12 protein-coding genes are annotated in these 15,427 nt (G+C 64.3%); 6 read left to right on the top strand and 6 right to left on the bottom strand.

Annotation, left to right across the window (positions count from 1 at the left end; translation table 11 throughout):
* Positions 1 to 90 precede the first annotated feature (90 nt).
* The 4 genes from ASF04_RS01820 (at position 91) to ASF04_RS01805 (ending at position 4,482) form a co-directional block, all read left to right on the top strand.
* Positions 91 to 876 carry a FadR/GntR family transcriptional regulator gene (locus tag ASF04_RS01820; protein WP_056137647.1) on the top strand — a complete coding sequence of 262 codons (786 nt, stop codon included), beginning with the start codon at positions 91 to 93 and terminating at the stop codon, positions 874 to 876.
* A gap of 188 nt (positions 877 to 1,064) precedes the next feature.
* Positions 1,065 to 1,973, top strand: coding sequence for a 5-dehydro-4-deoxyglucarate dehydratase (kdgD, locus tag ASF04_RS01815; RefSeq protein ID WP_056137646.1), 909 nt, complete (start codon positions 1,065 to 1,067; stop codon positions 1,971 to 1,973).
* A gap of 71 nt (positions 1,974 to 2,044) precedes the next feature.
* Positions 2,045 to 3,619 carry an aldehyde dehydrogenase (NADP(+)) gene (locus ASF04_RS01810; protein WP_056137645.1) on the top strand — a complete coding sequence of 525 codons (1,575 nt, stop codon included), beginning with the start codon at positions 2,045 to 2,047 and terminating at the stop codon, positions 3,617 to 3,619.
* Positions 3,607 to 4,482: an SMP-30/gluconolactonase/LRE family protein gene (locus ASF04_RS01805; protein WP_056137644.1), complete on the top strand. Its 876-nt coding sequence runs from the start codon at positions 3,607 to 3,609 to the stop codon at positions 4,480 to 4,482. Before ASF04_RS01810 ends, ASF04_RS01805 begins: the two co-directional genes overlap by 13 nt.
* Positions 4,483 to 4,545: 63 nt before the next feature.
* Here ASF04_RS01805 and ASF04_RS01800 read toward each other — a convergent pair whose 3' ends face one another.
* From ASF04_RS01800 to ASF04_RS01785, 4 genes are all read right to left on the bottom strand, one after another.
* Positions 4,546 to 6,396: a glycoside hydrolase family 28 protein gene (locus ASF04_RS01800; RefSeq protein ID WP_056137643.1), complete on the bottom strand. Its 1,851-nt coding sequence runs from the start codon at positions 6,394 to 6,396 to the stop codon at positions 4,546 to 4,548.
* Between the two features lie 12 nt (positions 6,397 to 6,408).
* Positions 6,409 to 7,836, bottom strand: coding sequence for a pectinesterase family protein (locus ASF04_RS01795; protein WP_082488491.1), 1,428 nt, complete (start codon positions 7,834 to 7,836; stop codon positions 6,409 to 6,411).
* Positions 7,833 to 8,639 (bottom strand): rhamnogalacturonan acetylesterase, encoded by an 807-nt coding sequence (locus ASF04_RS01790; protein WP_056137642.1) that lies wholly within the window; start codon positions 8,637 to 8,639, stop codon positions 7,833 to 7,835. Before ASF04_RS01790 ends, ASF04_RS01795 begins: the two co-directional genes overlap by 4 nt.
* Before the next feature lie 160 nt (positions 8,640 to 8,799).
* Positions 8,800 to 9,498 (bottom strand): FadR/GntR family transcriptional regulator, encoded by a 699-nt coding sequence (locus ASF04_RS01785; protein WP_056138392.1) that lies wholly within the window; start codon positions 9,496 to 9,498, stop codon positions 8,800 to 8,802.
* Positions 9,499 to 9,911: 413 nt separating this feature from the next.
* Here ASF04_RS01785 and garD point away from each other — a divergent pair, with 413 nt between their 5' ends.
* Together garD and ASF04_RS01775 are read left to right on the top strand one after the other, a co-directional pair.
* On the top strand, positions 9,912 to 11,432 hold the full coding sequence (gene garD, locus ASF04_RS01780) for a galactarate dehydratase (protein WP_056138390.1): 1,521 nt from the start codon (positions 9,912 to 9,914) through the stop codon (positions 11,430 to 11,432).
* A gap of 79 nt (positions 11,433 to 11,511) precedes the next feature.
* Positions 11,512 to 12,318 carry an NAD(P)-dependent oxidoreductase gene (locus tag ASF04_RS01775; RefSeq protein WP_026637209.1) on the top strand — a complete coding sequence of 269 codons (807 nt, stop codon included), beginning with the start codon at positions 11,512 to 11,514 and terminating at the stop codon, positions 12,316 to 12,318.
* On the opposite strand, the gene ASF04_RS01770 is transcribed toward ASF04_RS01775, so the two are convergent.
* The gene (locus ASF04_RS01770; protein WP_056137641.1) at positions 12,308 to 14,695 is read right to left on the bottom strand and encodes a type II CAAX endopeptidase family protein; all 2,388 of its coding nucleotides are present in this window, start codon (positions 14,693 to 14,695) and stop codon (positions 12,308 to 12,310) included. The genes ASF04_RS01775 and ASF04_RS01770 overlap by 11 nt on opposite strands.
* Positions 14,688 to 15,425, bottom strand: a complete 738-nt coding sequence (locus ASF04_RS01765) for an ABC transporter ATP-binding protein (RefSeq protein ID WP_056137640.1) — start codon at positions 15,423 to 15,425, stop codon at positions 14,688 to 14,690. Before ASF04_RS01765 ends, ASF04_RS01770 begins: the two co-directional genes overlap by 8 nt.
* Positions 15,426 to 15,427: the final 2 nt, after the last annotated feature.

Genomic DNA, 15,427 nt, shown 5'->3' with positions numbered 1-15,427 from the left:
CATTTTGACCAGAAACAGGCCATCGTCTGGCTACTGGCGCCGCGGCATGGGCGATAATGGCAACAGTCGTCATACAACAAACTCATTACCATGAATCACACTGCAGCAGCCGCCATTCCCGCCGAGGGGCAGGTCACCCCGGCGCCGGCGCCAATCGCGTCGCCGCGCAAGAAGCACCGCAACCTCGCCCAGGGCGTGGTGGAAAGCTTTACCCAGACCATACAGGCCGGTACCCTGAAACCAGGCGAAAAGCTGCCGACCGAGTCGGTGATCATGGAAATGCACGGCGTTAGCCGTACGGTGGTGCGCGAAGCGATTTCGCACCTGCAGGCAGCTGGCCTGGTGCAAACCCGCCACGGCATCGGCACCTTCGTGCTGGCGCCGCAACCGGCCAACCTGCGCATTTCGTCCGACACCATCCGCACCATCGGCGACGTGCTGTCCATTCTGGAACTGCGCATCAGCCTGGAAACCGAAGCGGCCTGGCTGGCGGCCACCCGCCGCAGCGAAGAGCAGGTGCAGCAAATGGGTGAAGCGCTGGCGCGCATCCAGAGCTCGGCCGGCCAGCCCGGCTCGGTGGAGGCGGACGTCCATTTCCACCTGTTGATCGCGCAATCGACCGGCAACCGTTATTTTGTCGATATCTTGAGCGACCTCGGCAACACCATCATCCCGCGCGCGCGCGTAAACTCCGCGCAACTGGCCCATTCCGACCCGGCCGCGTACCTGGAGCGCGTGAACCGCGAGCACGACGACATCTATCGCGCCATCCTGCGCCAGGATGCCGAAGCGGCGCGCGCGGCCATGCGCACCCACCTGAGCAACAGCCGTGAGCGCCTGCGCCGGGCCCAGGAGGGCATCGCGCCGGACGCCTGACGGCCAGCGCTGGCAATCAAATTATTGACTGTTTTGCCGTGCGGCCGCAGACCGTGTGGCGGTTCTCAGGAAAGTGCTTGCCCCCGCTCGGATATGGTTGTACGATGTCATACAACCGGTGCAGATGATCTTGTTCACACCGCGTGAGACCCCTTCCACACATTAGATGTCGATTCTTGGAGACTGTTATGCAACCGAATGACCTGAAAAAAATCCTTTCCTCTGGCCTGCTGTCGTTCCCTATTACCGACTTCGATGCCCAGGGTGACTTCAACAAGAAATCGTACATCGAGCGCCTGGAGTGGCTGTCGCCATTCGGCGCCAGCGCCCTGTTCGCAGCCGGCGGCACGGGCGAGTTCTTCTCGCTGACCCCACAAGAATTCCCGGAAATCATCAAAACCGCGGTTGATACCTGCAAAGGCCAGGTACCGATCCTGGCCGGCGTCGGTGGTCCGACCCGTGTTGCCGCAGCTTACGCCAAAGAAGCCGAGAAAGCCGGCGCCCAAGGCCTGCTGCTGTTGCCACACTACCTGACCGAAGCGAGCCAGGACGGCCTGATCGAGCACGTTGCCGAGGTCTGCAAGGCCACCAACCTGGGCGTTGTGGTGTACAACCGCGCCAACTGCCGCCTGACCCCTGATTCGCTGGCCCGCCTGGCCGACCGTTGCCCTAACCTGATCGGCTTCAAGGACGGCATCGGCGACATCGAACTGATGGTCTCGATCTGGCGCAAAATGGGCGACCGCTTCAGCTACCTGGGCGGCCTGCCTACCGCCGAAGTGTACGCCGCTGCCTACAAGGCCATCGGTACTCCGGTATACTCGTCGGCAGTGTTCAACTTCGTGCCACAACTGGCGATGGACTTCTACCATGCAGTTGCTGCGGACAACTTCGCAGAACAAAACCGCATGATCGACGAGTTCTTCCTGCCATACCTGGAAATCCGCAACCGCAAAGCCGGTTACGCCGTCAGCATCGTCAAGGCCGGCGCCCGCCTGGTTGGTCACGATGCCGGTCCGGTCCGCGCTCCGCTGACCGACCTGACCGCGGAAGAATGCGACATGCTGGACAAACTGATCAAAAAACAAGCCAAGTAATTTGAAGCCTGTTTTCTGATTTGAATTCAAGCGCGGCTGGTCCGCGCTTTTCACACATCTAAGGAGTCGATATGCAAGTAGCTGGCGAAATGATCATTGGCGGTAAAGCACTGGTAGGTAAAGAGGGCACGATCAAGGCGATCGACCCATCGCGCAACGTCGAAATCGAACCGGCGTTCGGCCTGGCTAGCGCCGCCGACCTGGAACAAGCGGCCCAACTGGCCGATGCAGCTTTTGATCCGTACCGCGCCACCAGCCTGGAAGTGCGCGCCAAGTTCCTCGAAACCATCGCTGACCGCATCATGGATCTGGGCCCGGCCCTGATCGAACGCGCGATGCAGGAAACCGGCCTGCCGCAAGCCCGCCTCGAAGGCGAGCGCGGTCGTACCGTCAATCAACTGAAACTGTTTGCCAAAGTCGTGCGCGACGGCCGCTTCCAGTCGGCCACGCTCGACAGCGCGCTGCCGGAACGCACCCCGCCACGCCCTGACCTGCGCCTGCGCAAAATCGGCCTGGGCCCGGTCGCCGTGTTTGGCGCGTCGAATTTCCCGCTGGCGTTCTCGGTCGCTGGTGGCGATACCGCTTCGGCGCTGGCTGCCGGTTGCCCGGTCATCGTCAAGGCCCACTCGGCCCACCTCGGCACGTCCGAGCTGGTCGGTAAAGCCGTGTCGAAAGCGGTGGAAGAGTCGGGCCTGCCAGCTGGCGTGTTCTCGATGATCATCGGCTCGGGCCAGACCGTGGGCCAGGCCCTGGTCAGCCATCCAGCCATCAAGGCCGTGGGCTTCACCGGCTCGCGCGCCGGTGGCCTGGCGCTGATGAAAACCGCTGCCGAACGCAAGGAGCCGATCCCTGTGTACGCCGAAATGAGCTCGATCAACCCGGTGTTCCTGCTGCCAGGCGCGTTGGGCAACGAAAAGCTGCCGCAAGCGTTTGCCGACTCGCTGACCATGGGCGCCGGCCAGTTCTGCACCAACCCAGGTTTGCTGATCGGTATCAAGGGCGACAAGCTGCAAGCATTCGTTGACGCGACCGCCGGCACCATCGGCGCCAAGGCTGCTTCGACCATGCTGACCCCGGGCATCCACAAAGCGTACGTGTCGGGCGTGAAAAACCTGGCCGGCGTGGAAGGCGTAGAGCAAGTCGCTGTTGGTCAAAGCACCGAAGCCCCATGCGCCGCGCAAGCATTCCTGTACCAGGTGCCAGCGAAAAAATTCCTGGCCGACGACAAGCTGGAAGGCGAAATCTTCGGACCAACTTCGCTGCTGGTGGTAGCGGAAGACGAAGCCGAACTGCTGGCCGTAGCGAACCACGTCGAAGGTCAGCTGACCGGCGCCGTGCACGCTACCGCCGACGACCGCGAACTGGCTGCCCGCCTGCTGCCGATCCTCGAGCGCAAAGTGGGCCGCATCCTGTTCAACGGCTTTGGCACCGGCGTGGAAGTGGCGCATGCCATGGTCCACGGCGGCCCGTTCCCATCGACGTCCGACAGCCGCACCACCTCGGTGGGCGCGTCGGCCATCGACCGCTTCCTGCGTCCGGTCAGCTACCAGGACGTGCCGTCGTACCTGCTGCCAACTTCGCTGACTGACGAAAATCCGGAAAAACTTCCGCGCATCGTCAACGGTGACCTGGTATGGAACGCGTAAGCGACATCAAGTGTGCGGTGGGGGAAAGCCCCACCTGGAGCGCGGCGGAGTCGATGTTTTACTGGACCGACATTCCCGCCAGGCGCGTCTGGCGGCTTGATCCCGCGACCGGCGCCACCCGCTTCTGGACCCTGGACGAGATGGCAGGCTGCGTCGCGACCCGGGCCGGCGGCGGCCTGATTGCGGGCATGGAAACCGGCATGTTCCAGCTCGATCTTGGTGAAGCGCAAGCCGCCGTCCAGACCAGGCTGGCCACGCCGGGCGCGGATCTGGGCGAAGGCATGCGTTTCAACGACGGTCGTTGCGACCGCCAGGGCCGGTTCTGGTCCGGCACCATGTTCATGGACATGGGCCAGGCGCGCCCGGTGGGCAAGCTGTATCGCTACGACCGCCGTGGCATATCAAAGCCGATGGTCTCCGACCTGCTCACGCAGAACGGCCTCGGCTTTTCGCCGGACGGGCGCACCATGTACCTGTCCGACTCGCACCCGCTGCGGCGCACGGTCTGGGCGTTCGACTACGACATCGACGATGGCGTACCGACCAGCCAGCGCGTGTTTGCCGATCTGACCAAGTCGGTGGGCCGGCCCGATGGCGCGGCAGTCGATAGCGAAGGTTGTTACTGGGTCTGCGGCAACGACGGCGGCTACATCCTGCGCTTCACGCCGCAGGGCAAGCTCGATCGCAAGCTCGACGTGCCAATGTTGAAACCGGCCATGTGCGCGTTTGGCGGCAAGAACCTGGACCAGTTGCTGGTAACGTCGATTCCGTCCGGGAAACCGGAAGATGCGGAGTGGGGCGGGGCGGTGATTTTGCTCCAGCCTGGGGTCAAAGGCATTGCGGAAACGCCGTTCGGGGCTTGATGGCGTAGCGAAGTAAAAAAGGCAGATGCGGAAGCACCTGCCTTTTTTTATTTTGATGATGACTTATGCCGGCGCGTTCAAGGTCTGGTTGTACACCTTGCCCGCAATGGTGACGTTCTTGAGCGTCACCCCCTTCACGTTATACATGAACCACGGCTCGGCCGCGTTGGTCGGCGCACCAAAATCGCAGTCGGTGATCGTCACGTCCGTGATCGGCACCACCGGCGGCGCCGGTTGCGGACCGTTATAGTCGGAAGCGACGGGGCCGAGCAGCATGATGGCCTGGAAGCAGGAGCCGGTCTCGCCGTCCTTGGTCACGTTACCGACGCGCACATTCGAGATATGGATGTTGTTGACCACCGGCGGGCGGGTGCGCACGTGGTCGGCGGTGGGGATGTAGTCGCAGTCGAACGCCACCACGGCGCCGGCAGCGGTGGCCACCTGCTTGCCGTTGATCGGCGAATCGGGGAAGGTGGCGTAGTGCGAGGCGGTCAGCTGCACGCCGTTCGGGATCGAGACGTCGCGCACGTAGAAATTGCGCAGGTAGCCGCCGCGATTGAGGTTGGTCTTCAGGCGGATAGCGATATTGAGCGGGTTGGTTTGCCAGTTGGCGTTCTGGAACACCAGCTTTTGCGCGAACACGTTCTGGATGCCGCCGGCCATCTCGCTGCCCAGCGTGACGGCGCCGTGGCCGCTGTGCATGATGCAGTTCTGGATCACGATGTTTTGCGACGGGCCGTATTGCGTGTCCTGGTTCTTGCCGGCCTTGATGGCGATGCAGTCGTCGCCGGTGTCGAACGTGCAGTCTTCCACCAGCACGTGGTCGCATGCTTCGGGATCGAAGCCGTCGCTGTTGGGGCCATGGCTTTCGCAGTGCACCTTGCGGATCACCAGGTTGCGGCAGTGGACCGGGTGGTGCATCCAGAACGGCGTGCGCATCACGTGGTAACCCTGCAGCAGCACGTTGGTGCAGCCGATAATCTGGATCATCGGTGGCCGCAAATAATGGCCCACGCCGAAGACGCGCTTGGCCAGCCGCACGCCGGCTTCCGACAGCGACGGCAGGTACTTGGCGTCCGTCCTCCAGGTCTGGTCCTTGCCTTCGATGAGCGCGCGCTCGGCATCGGTGATGCCGGGCGCGATGTCCGCCAGCGATTTGGCGTTGTTCGGGTTCTCGGTATTTTCCGACATTTTGCCAGCGACGAAATTGGGCGTGTTGCCCTGGCCGATGGAGTTGATGGTTTTCTGCTTGCCCTTCCAGGTCCACCAGCAATCGCCCGCTTCATTGAACGGCACGCCGCCTTGGCCATCGAGCACGCTGGTCCAGTCTTCGCCGGTCAGTGCGATATTGTCCTGGCCATAGGCGTAGATCATCGACGAATAATTGAGACAGTCGTTGCTCTGCCAGCGCGAGATCACCAGCTTGCCGTTCTTGCCGCAGTCGATGTCGCCGTACTTGGCGTAGTCGGCCGGGTCGTGGCTGAAGTAGATGTGCGCGCCCGCGCTCAAATGCACGTTGACGTTCGACAGCAGCACGATCGGGCCGGCGCAGTACCAGTTCCCGGCCGGGATCACCACGCGGCCACCGCCCGCTTCGTGGCACGCCTTGATGGCGGCCTTGATGGCGCCGTAGCAGTCGGGCGATCTGGCGGCGGGCGTCGCAAGCGTGTCCTGTCCCTCGAACGATACCCAGGCCTTGATGCTGGTGAGCTTGCACGGCTTGGCGCCGAACTTCGTCACCACGAAATCCTGCTTGCGGAATTTAAGCGGCTTCGAGACGTGGTCGATGATGGCTTGCGCCTGCAGCCACGGATCGGGCGCCACGGCGGCGGCAGCCGGCAGGCCCAGCGTGATGCCTGCCGCCGGCAGCGCTTTCATCAGGTTGCGGCGCCGGATATTGATAGTGAGGGTCATGCAGTCTCCTTGTTATTCATCGTCGTGTTGGTTATTGAATTCCGCGACAAAGATGGCGGCCGGCGACGGCTGCTCGCCGTAGCCCAGATCTTTCACCGGATCGATGCCGTTCCTGGCCAGGTTGTGCCAGTAATCGTTGCTGCTGTACTGGACCGGCCGGTAGGCAATCGCTCCGGGCTTGTTCCAGTCCGCCCAGGGACGCTGGCGGTTGATGTGGGCGCCGATGCGCGAATTGAGCACCACCATCTTGCCCACCGTTTCCAGCGTGGTTTTGGTGAGCGTGCCGACCGGCGCGCGATACACGTCCGTCACGCCCAGCGTGCAACTGTAGCCGCTTAAAGCGAGTTTGGCGTAAGGCGTGCACTTGGAATTGTGGAACCACTGGCGCAGCAGGTGGAACTGGCCGGCGCGGGCGTTGCTTGATCCATCGTGCGTGAAGCGGCTGCTGTCGAACACGAAGCCATATCTGGTTTTGACGTTGGTGTTCGGTGCGGCCACGTATGACACGCCGCGGTCGCCCAGCGTCCTGATCTCGCTCTGGTAAAAATACGCGGTGCTGTCGCCGAAAATGAAATCAACATCGCCTTCGATGTACGACTTGTTGAAGAAGCTGCGTGTGCTGGTCGCTACCGCCTTGGCCTTGACGTACAAGGTGTCCTGGAAGCCGATCAGGCGCACGTTCTCGAACTGCGCCTTGTCGGCGCCGTCCACTTGCAAGGCCAGCGCCTGGTGGTGGACGTTGTTCACATTGGGGAGCGCTTCCGCGCGGGCGTTGCCGATGTCCTTGTTGTAGCCGTTCTCGAACGTCAGGTTGCGGGCCTGGAAGCCGTCGCTTTGCACCCACACGGTGGCCGTGCCGAAGGTGCGGATCTGGTCGCGGTCTTTCACGCTGTCGAACATGGCGCGGATCTCGGGCGCCACGGCGGCAAACTGCGCGCTATACAATGCGGTGTAGTCGGCGCCGGTGGCGGATGCATCGAGTTTGGCCGTGATGCGGGTGGCGGCGGCATCCTTGCCGTCGCCGTACAGCGTGATTGGCGCCGCCACGGCCGGCACGTACACCAGTTCCGGGTAGGTGCCCGGTTTGACCAGCAGGTACAGGCGCCTGGTTGGCGCGGCGCGGCTGTCGGCCACCGCGCGGCTGACCGCCGCCTGCACCGTGTTGAATACTTTCACGCCATCGGCCTTGGCCGCCTGGTCCACCACGTAGTCAGGCGTAAAGGCGGCGCCGCGCGCCAGCGGATCGGCCAGCGGGTCCCAGGGATCGATCCGTTCGCTGCCGGCCGGGCCTACATATTTAAGCACTTCGCCGTAGGCATAGTGTCTGGCCTGTTCGGCTGTCAGTTGCGGACGCCGCGCCGGTTCGCTTTGGGCCTGGGCGCTGCCCGAACACGTCAGCAGCAACAGCGCCGTCGCGGCTGCACGTACGGTGGCCGTCATGGGCGTGGTGCGATGAACAGGCCCGCCGACACCGGCACCGCCGTTTTCATTTCGCCCACCACCATGTCGGCGAAATAGGCCGCGCCCTTGGGGCCGAGGTGGGTGTAGTCGAACGCCGACTTGGCGGCGCCGGCCACCTCCACGTTGCCGGCCGTGAGCGCAGCGGGATCTTTTTTCGCCGGCGGCGGTTCCACCGCAAAGGTATCGGCCTGTTCGGACCCCATTGCCTGCACGGCGGTAAAGCTGTCGGCGTTGAGGTCGAGCAGCGCCACCTGCTGCGCCTTGGCGGTGGCGCGGATCACGTCGGCCCACGGCACCAGGTTGTTTTGCAGGACGCCGCCGACGAAGCTGCGCCGGGTGAGCGGTGTGACCAGCACGGGGATGCCGCCCAGCGCTTTCACTTCCTGCGCGTAGCGCGCCATATTGGCCGGGAACTCGGTGGCGAGATCGGTGGAGCGGCCCGGTTTGCCCGGCTGGTCGTTGTGGCCGAACTGGATCAGCACATACGTGGTGCTGTAGGCGGCAGCGCCGCGCAGCAGACCTTCCACTTCGTCCCAGCGGCCCTCGGCGCGGAAGCTGCCGGAGCTGCGGCCACCCTTGGCCAGGTTGATGCAGGTATTGGCGCGGTGGACGCGGGCGCAGAAGGCGTCGCCGTAGCCGCTGTTGCTGGCCATGGTGGAGTCGCCCACCAGGATCAGGCGCGCCGGCTTGGCTGGCTCGGCCGCGTGCACCGGCGCGGACATCAGGGTGGCGGAGGTGGCAACGGACGAGGCAAAGGCGGCTAAGATCAGGCGGGTAATCATGGTCTTCTCACAGGCAGTTGGCGCGGACCGCGGTGTGCCGGTCCGGCGCCGGGTTGGCGACTGTTTTTTTGGACGACTGTTGTGCAAAGCACACGTGAAGCACGACCAGCCGGAAACACTCAATAAGTTGATCGCCGCGCGCGGCGGTCGGATGAAGCGGTCAGCCGCGCGAGAACGTACGCGTCACGCGTTCGAGGTGGGCGCGCATGGCTTTGCGGGCGGCGGCCGGATCGTGGGCGGCGATGGCTTCCAGGATGCGGCGGTGATCCTTGAGCGTCTCCTGGCGCAGTTCCTCGGTCTGGAAGTGCTCCTTGAGCTTGTGCCACAGCCGGCCGCGCTGGTCCCACAAGTAGCTGAGCGAACCGACCAGCGCGCTGTTGCCGGTGGCGCGGGCGATCGCCAGGTGGAAGTTGCGGTCGGCCTGCTCGTTGCTCGAGTAGTTGGCGTGGCTCTGCTCCATCTCGACCACGGCCTGCAGGATGGCGTCGATGGCGCTGTCGGTGGCCACGCGGGCGGCAATCGCGGCAATCTCGGCTTCGATCAGGCGCCGTGCTGACAGCACCTCGAACGGGCCGGGGCCCACTTCCGGCAGGTCGGCAGGCGCGGGGCGCTCGCTGACATACACGCCGGAGCCGCCGCGCACCTCGATCACGCCACCCAGTTCGAGCGCGATCAGCGCTTCGCGCAACGAGGCGCGGCTGACACTGAGCTTGGTGGCAAGGTCGCGTTCGGAGGGCAGGCGTTCGCCGGGAGCGATGTTTTCGGTGCGGATCAGGTCCTGGATGCGGTCGGCCACCACGCGGTAGAGGCGTGCTTCATGGACATGCGGGTCGGGGAGTGCGGAAGTTCTCTTCTGCATCATTGTCTCGTTTTTTAGGTATGGCTTTAGGGATAATTTCTCTGCCATTTGGTCAGGCCATTCTAAGGTGGTCTGACCAAATTGGTCAACGCGGACTAGCCAAATACTTTTTTAGGTGGCATACTCGGAGCGTCAAATAGCCTCCCGAGTACCGTGCCATTAGCTTAAAAATGCGATTAAAGCACGGTGGAATGCGGGTTGCAAGGGCGCGGTTTGTCCCCACATGAAAAAATTGGGCGGACCAATAACTAAATTGGCCTGACCAATTTGAAAGCCGAAAAAACAACGTTAGCCGGGTAGAGACTCCCGGAAAGGAAGCCAGAATGACGCCACCATCCAGCATTACCGATATCAAGCGTGTCCCTGCCACCGCCCCCGGCGCTACCCCGGTCAGCACCCCGCGCTACATCCTCATGCACGACAACGACAACGTCGCCATTGTCGTCAACGACGGCGGCCTGCCGGCCGGCGCGGTGTTCGAGAGCGGCCTGACCCTGTTGGAAGCCGTCCCGCAAGGCCACAAGGTGGCGCTGCGCGACCTGGCCAAGGGCGATGAAGTCATCCGCTACAACGTCACCATCGGCTTTGCCGGTGAAGACCTGCCGGCGGGCCGCTGGCTCAACGAAGGCAACGTGATCATGCCCGGCGCCCTGGGCCTCGAAGGCTTGCCGATCTCCACCCGCGCGCTGCCGAAGGCCGAGCCGCTGGAAGGCTACACCTTCCAGGGCTTCCGCAATCCGGACGGCAGCGTCGGCACCCGCAACATCCTGGGCATCACCACCACCGTGCAATGCGTCTCGGGCGTGGTGGAATTTGCCGTGGACCGCATCAAGAAAGAGCTGCTGCCCAAGTACCCGAACGTGGACGATGTCGTCTGCCTCGAACACACCTACGGCTGCGGCGTGGCGATCGACGCGCCCGGCGCCGAGATCCCGATCCGCACCGTGCGCAATATCGCACTGAACCCCAACTTCGGCGGCCAGGCCATGGTCGTGAGCCTTGGCTGCGAGAAGCTGCAACCGACGCGCCTGTTCCCCAAGGGTTCGATCCCGATCCAGAACGAAGGCGGCGCCGACCCGGCTTTGGTCTGCCTGCAGGACGGCGAGCACGTGGGCTTCATGTCGATGATCGACTCGATCATGAAGCAGGCCGAGACCAACCTCAAGCGCCTGAACGCGCGCCAGCGCGAAACCGTGCCGGCGTCCGAACTGGTGGTGGGCGTGCAGTGCGGCGGCAGCGATGCCTTCTCGGGCGTGACCGCCAATCCGGCCGTGGGCTTTGCCACCGATTTGCTGGTGCGTGCCGGCGCCACCGTGATGTTCTCGGAAACCACCGAGGTGCGTGACGGCATCGACCAGTTGACCTCGCGCGCCGAAACGCCGGAAGTGGCAGCGGCCATGATCCGCGAGATGGCGTGGTACGACCGCTACCTCGACCACGGCGGCGTCGATCGCAGCGCCAACACCACGCCCGGTAACAAGAAGGGCGGTTTGTCCAACATCGTCGAGAAAGCCATGGGCTCGATCGTCAAGTCGGGCAGCAGTGCAATCAACGGCGTGATTAGTCCGGGCGAAAAGCTCAAACAGAAGGGTTTGATCTATGCCGCCACTCCCGCCAGCGATTTCATTTGCGGTACACTGCAACTGGCTGCGGGGATGAATGTCCACATCTTCACCACCGGCCGCGGCACCCCTTACGGCCTGGCCGAAGTCCCGGTGATCAAGGTCGCTACCCGCAACGATCTGGCCAAGCGCTGGCATGACCTGATGGACATCAACGCCGGCCGTATCGCCAGCGGCGACGCCACCATCGCGGACGTTGGCTGGGAGATGTTCCAGCTGGTGCTGGACGTGGCCAGCGGCCGCGAAACCTGGGCCGAAAAATGGAAGCTGCAAAACGCGCTCGTGCTGTTCAACCCGGCCCCGGTGACGTAACCGCATCGCGCGGTCGATCCCGGCCGGTTGGCAGCAAGCGTACTTTATAAGACTACAGTTACACAGATAAAAAGAGACTATGACTAAGCCATTCAAACGTTTGCTGCTGACCGGCGCTGCCGGCGGCCTGGGTAAGGTTCTGCGTGATCGCATCAAACCCTGGGCTGATGTAGTGGTACTGTCCGACATCGCCGACCTGGGCGAAGCCCGCGAGGGCGAGGAAATCATCCAGTGCGACCTGTCCGACAAGGCTGCGGTCATGCAGCTGCTCGAAGGCGTGGAAGCGGTGCTGCACTTCGGCGGCATCTCCACCGAGAACACGTTTGAAAACATCGTCCAGGCCAACATCATCGGCACCGCCAACCTGTACGAAGCAGCGCACAAACACGGCACCCGCCGCATCATCTTCGCCAGCTCGAATCACACGGTCGGCTTCTACCGCAACACCGATTACATCGACGCCACCGCGCCCACCCGCCCGGACAGTTTTTACGGCGTGTCGAAATGCTTCGGCGAGCAGCTGGCCAGCTACTACTACGACCGCACCGGCCTCGAAACCGTCTGCCTGCGCATCGGCTCCTCGTTCCCGGAACCGGCCGACCGCCGCATGATGGTCACTTGGCTCAGCTACGACGACCTGGTGGAAGCGCTGCGCAGCTCCCTGTTCGCCACCCGCGTGGGCTTTACCATCCTGTTCGGCACGTCCGACAACGACGTCGCCTGGTGGGACAACAGCAAGGCCTCGCATATCGGCTACCGCCCCAAGGACAGCTCGAAGCAGTTCGACGGCAAGTTCCCCGACAGCGGCGTGTACCCGGACCCGAACAGCTCCGTCACGTACCACGGCGGCGCCTTTGCGCTGGCGCCGATGCGGTTCAAGGACTAGCAGCCAGCACCACCGCGTTGTACACCGCATGGACCAGCATGGGCGCGAGCAGCGTCCTGCTGCGTTCATAGGCCCACGCCGCGCAGCAGCCCAGCACGAACACCGGCAGCATCGCCAGCGGCGGATGCACCACCGCGAAAATCGCCGCGCTCGCCGCGAGCGCCTGCCAGGCCGGTATCGAACGGCGCAAGCCGCCGTAGATCAGGCCCCGGAAAATGAATTCCTCGCACAGCGGTGCGGCCATCACCGTCAACGCCACCATCCACAGCCCCGGATAGGCTACCGCATCGACCAGGGAATCGCCGGCCGGCAGCGGCACGTGCCACGCCTTGAGCGCGGCCAGGTACGCCAGCGCCACCGCGCAGGCCAGCGCACACGGCAGAACCGCGATTTTTATCGAGGGCCACCAGCCCGCGCCGCGCAGTATCGCCGGTACGTCGGTAGTCTTTGCACGCCAGTAAACCAGCCGCATCAGCGCATACACCAGCAGGCCGGCTACGCCGAACGCCATCGTCAATGCCGGCAGCGTAGCCTGCGGTTTGCCTTGCATCAGCAGCAGCACGACGATGGCCTGCACGATGAAAAAGCCGGTGGCGGCGATCAGGCCGTCGGAGGCCGATACCCGCGCCGGCGGCGACGCGCCCGGATCGAGCAGATAGGGCAGGGCATCGCGCGCCTTCTGCCACAGGGCCAGCGCCAGCGCGGCGCTCAGCACCATGATCACCACTTTCTGCGACCACATGCTGGTGTAGATCGACCACGTGTAAAAGCCGGCCAGCAGCAGGAACAGGTAGCTGTAGGTGGGGCGGATGCGCTTGTGCACTTCGATGGCCGTGGGATCGCACGCGAACACGCCCAGCGCCACGGCGATGGTGGAATAGATCGGAATACCGGCCATCACGATCAAGAGCAGCACCAGCATCTGCCAGGTTGGCGCCGGCGCGGTGGCGAGGGTGAGCACGGCCACCATCAGCGGATAGACCAAGGCCAGCGCACCCCACAGTCGCGCCTTTTCCTTCAACACGCTTTCCACCGAATGGGGTACCGTGTACAGCAGCCACAGGGCGTTGCCTTCGTTGTTGAGGGTCTGGAAGGCCGACAGCATCAGTACATATACGCCGATGCCGAATGCAATCGCCGCCGCCACGGTCGGCATGGTGCCGAACTGGGAGAGGGTGTCCAGTTTGCCGTTGAACACCAGCTGGCTGCCGACCACGATCAGCGGCAGCACCAGGGTTTGCACCAGGAAGTTGCGGTCGCGCGCCAGCAGGCGCAGCTCGCGCCGCATCACGGGCGACAGCGGCAGGTGCAGACCCGGCTTCTCCGGCTGCGTGGATGCGGCGGTCTTGCGCCCGCTCTCGCGCACGCCCGAGCCAACCACGCCATGGCGCAACTGCCGGCGCATCAGCGCCACCCCCAGCCACAGCAGCACGACCAGTTGCGCCGCCAGCAGCGCTGCCAGCATGGCGAATTGTTGCACGCTTTGGGCCTGGATTGCCTGCAGCAGCACGCCGGGCGGCAGCCACAAGCCCCAGGCCGGAAATCCGCGCGCCAGGTCCATCACGAAGCTGCTGGCGGCCGGCATCGACAGCGCAAACACCAGGTACAGCATGGGCGCGTTCAGCAGCGAGAGCAGCGCCTGCAGGTTGCGCAACTGCGCTGCCGCCAGCCACAGTCGCACGCCGGTGTCGGCCAGCGTGTGCAGCAGCGCTGCCAGCGGCAGCAGCAGCGCGGTGGCCAGCAGTGCGATCGGCACAGCGGTCCACTGGTAGCCGGAGAACCAGGCGATCATCGCGTACGGCGGAAACAGCGCGAAGATGCCGGACAGGTTGCTGGCGCTGCGTTCCACCAGCCGCCCCCACAGCAGGGTGGAGCGCTCGACCGGCAGCGTCACCAGCCATTCGAGATCCCAGTCCGGCTTGGCCAGCTCCTTGCCGGCCAGCGGCAGCAGCACCGCGATGGCGAACAGCGCAGTGAGCACCATCGCCAGGCCACCCAGCAACGACGGCTCGAACGGCGCCGCGTGCAGTTCGGCCGCTGCCGCGTCGAAGTTGAAGTAGCCGTTCCGGTTTGCGCCGGCCTGGGCGCAGGCGCCGCCGTCCACCAGCCGGCACTGCATATTGAGCACCGCCATGCGCGACATGTTCAGGCACACGAACAGCATCAGCACCGCCACGACGGCCGAGATGATCCACATGCCGTTGCGCTTGCCGCCGTTGGCGACGCGGGTGACGGGGGCGCCGGCCTTCGGCGGTTTCTTCTTGCGGGCGAACACGCTGCCGACCTGGTTGAGCTGGCGTCGCAGCCGCATCCTGGTCATCAGCCATATCGCGCGCGCCGGGGACGGCGGTGCATGCACCGCGTGCTGGTCACGCATCGCCGGCAGCCGCGTCGTCGGTAATCTTGAGGAACACGTCTTCGAGCGAACCGCTGCTCGCCGCTTCGGCGCGGATGTCGTCAAGCGTGCCGGTGGCAACCAGCTGGCCCCGGTGGATGATGCCCACGCGGTCGCACAGCTTTTCGGCCATGTCGAGCAAGTGCGTGGACACAAAGACGGTGACGCCGTGCGCGGCGGCAGCCAGCAGCAGCTCCTGCACATCGCGCGAGGCGCGCGGATCGAGGCCGTTGATCGGCTCGTCGAGGATCAGCACCACCGGGTCGTGGATCAGTGCGCAGGCCAGGCCCAGTCGCTTCTTCATGCCGAGCGAATAGTTGACCGCGTAGTCTTCGCCCGCTTCTGCCAGGCCGAATTCCGCCAGCAGGCGCGCGCTGCGCGCTGCCGCTTCTGCGCGCGGATAGCCGTGCATTTCGGCGACGAACACCAGGATCTCGCGCCCGCGCAGGTAGTCGTAAAACACCGGCGTGTCGGGCAGGTAGCCCACCCGGCGCTTGACCTCGGCCGGCTGCGCGTGGCAATCGAAGCCGTCGATCAGCACCCGCCCGGCGCTGGGCACCAGGATGCCCATCATCATGCGGATGGTGGTGGTCTTGCCGGCGCCGTTGGGGCCGAGGAAGCCGAACAGCTCCCCGCGCGGCACGGTCAGGTGCAACGGCTTGACGGCGTCAAACGCGCCGTAGGTCTTGGACAAACCCTGGAATTCGATCATGC

The organism is Duganella sp. Leaf61, from assembly GCF_001421905.1.
GTDB classification, from domain to species: Bacteria; Pseudomonadota; Gammaproteobacteria; order Burkholderiales; family Burkholderiaceae_D; genus Rugamonas; species Rugamonas zoogloeoides.
Note: the sequence above shows the minus strand (reverse complement) of the source record. Positions and strands in the feature narration are given on the sequence as shown.

What these genes read in the sequence shown, in the direction of transcription:
- ASF04_RS01790 (WP_056137642.1), bottom strand. Translation starts at nt 8,639, where the DNA reads ATGATTACCCGCCTGATCTTAGCCGCCTTTGCCTCGTCCGTTGCCACC.
- ASF04_RS01785 (WP_056138392.1), bottom strand. Translation starts at nt 9,498, where the DNA reads ATGCAGAAGAGAACTTCCGCACTCCCCGACCCGCATGTCCATGAAGCA.
- ASF04_RS01810 (WP_056137645.1), top strand. Translation starts at nt 2,045, where the DNA reads ATGCAAGTAGCTGGCGAAATGATCATTGGCGGTAAAGCACTGGTAGGT.
- ASF04_RS01765 (WP_056137640.1), bottom strand. Translation starts at nt 15,425, where the DNA reads ATGATCGAATTCCAGGGTTTGTCCAAGACCTACGGCGCGTTTGACGCC.
- ASF04_RS01795 (WP_082488491.1), bottom strand. Translation starts at nt 7,836, where the DNA reads ATGACGGCCACCGTACGTGCAGCCGCGACGGCGCTGTTGCTGCTGACG.
- ASF04_RS01770 (WP_056137641.1), bottom strand. Translation starts at nt 14,695, where the DNA reads ATGCGTGACCAGCACGCGGTGCATGCACCGCCGTCCCCGGCGCGCGCG.
- ASF04_RS01820 (WP_056137647.1), top strand. Translation starts at nt 91, where the DNA reads ATGAATCACACTGCAGCAGCCGCCATTCCCGCCGAGGGGCAGGTCACC.
- garD (WP_056138390.1), top strand. Translation starts at nt 9,912, where the DNA reads ATGCACGACAACGACAACGTCGCCATTGTCGTCAACGACGGCGGCCTG.
- kdgD (WP_056137646.1), top strand. Translation starts at nt 1,065, where the DNA reads ATGCAACCGAATGACCTGAAAAAAATCCTTTCCTCTGGCCTGCTGTCG.
- ASF04_RS01775 (WP_026637209.1), top strand. Translation starts at nt 11,512, where the DNA reads ATGACTAAGCCATTCAAACGTTTGCTGCTGACCGGCGCTGCCGGCGGC.
- ASF04_RS01805 (WP_056137644.1), top strand. Translation starts at nt 3,607, where the DNA reads ATGGAACGCGTAAGCGACATCAAGTGTGCGGTGGGGGAAAGCCCCACC.
- ASF04_RS01800 (WP_056137643.1), bottom strand. Translation starts at nt 6,396, where the DNA reads ATGACCCTCACTATCAATATCCGGCGCCGCAACCTGATGAAAGCGCTG.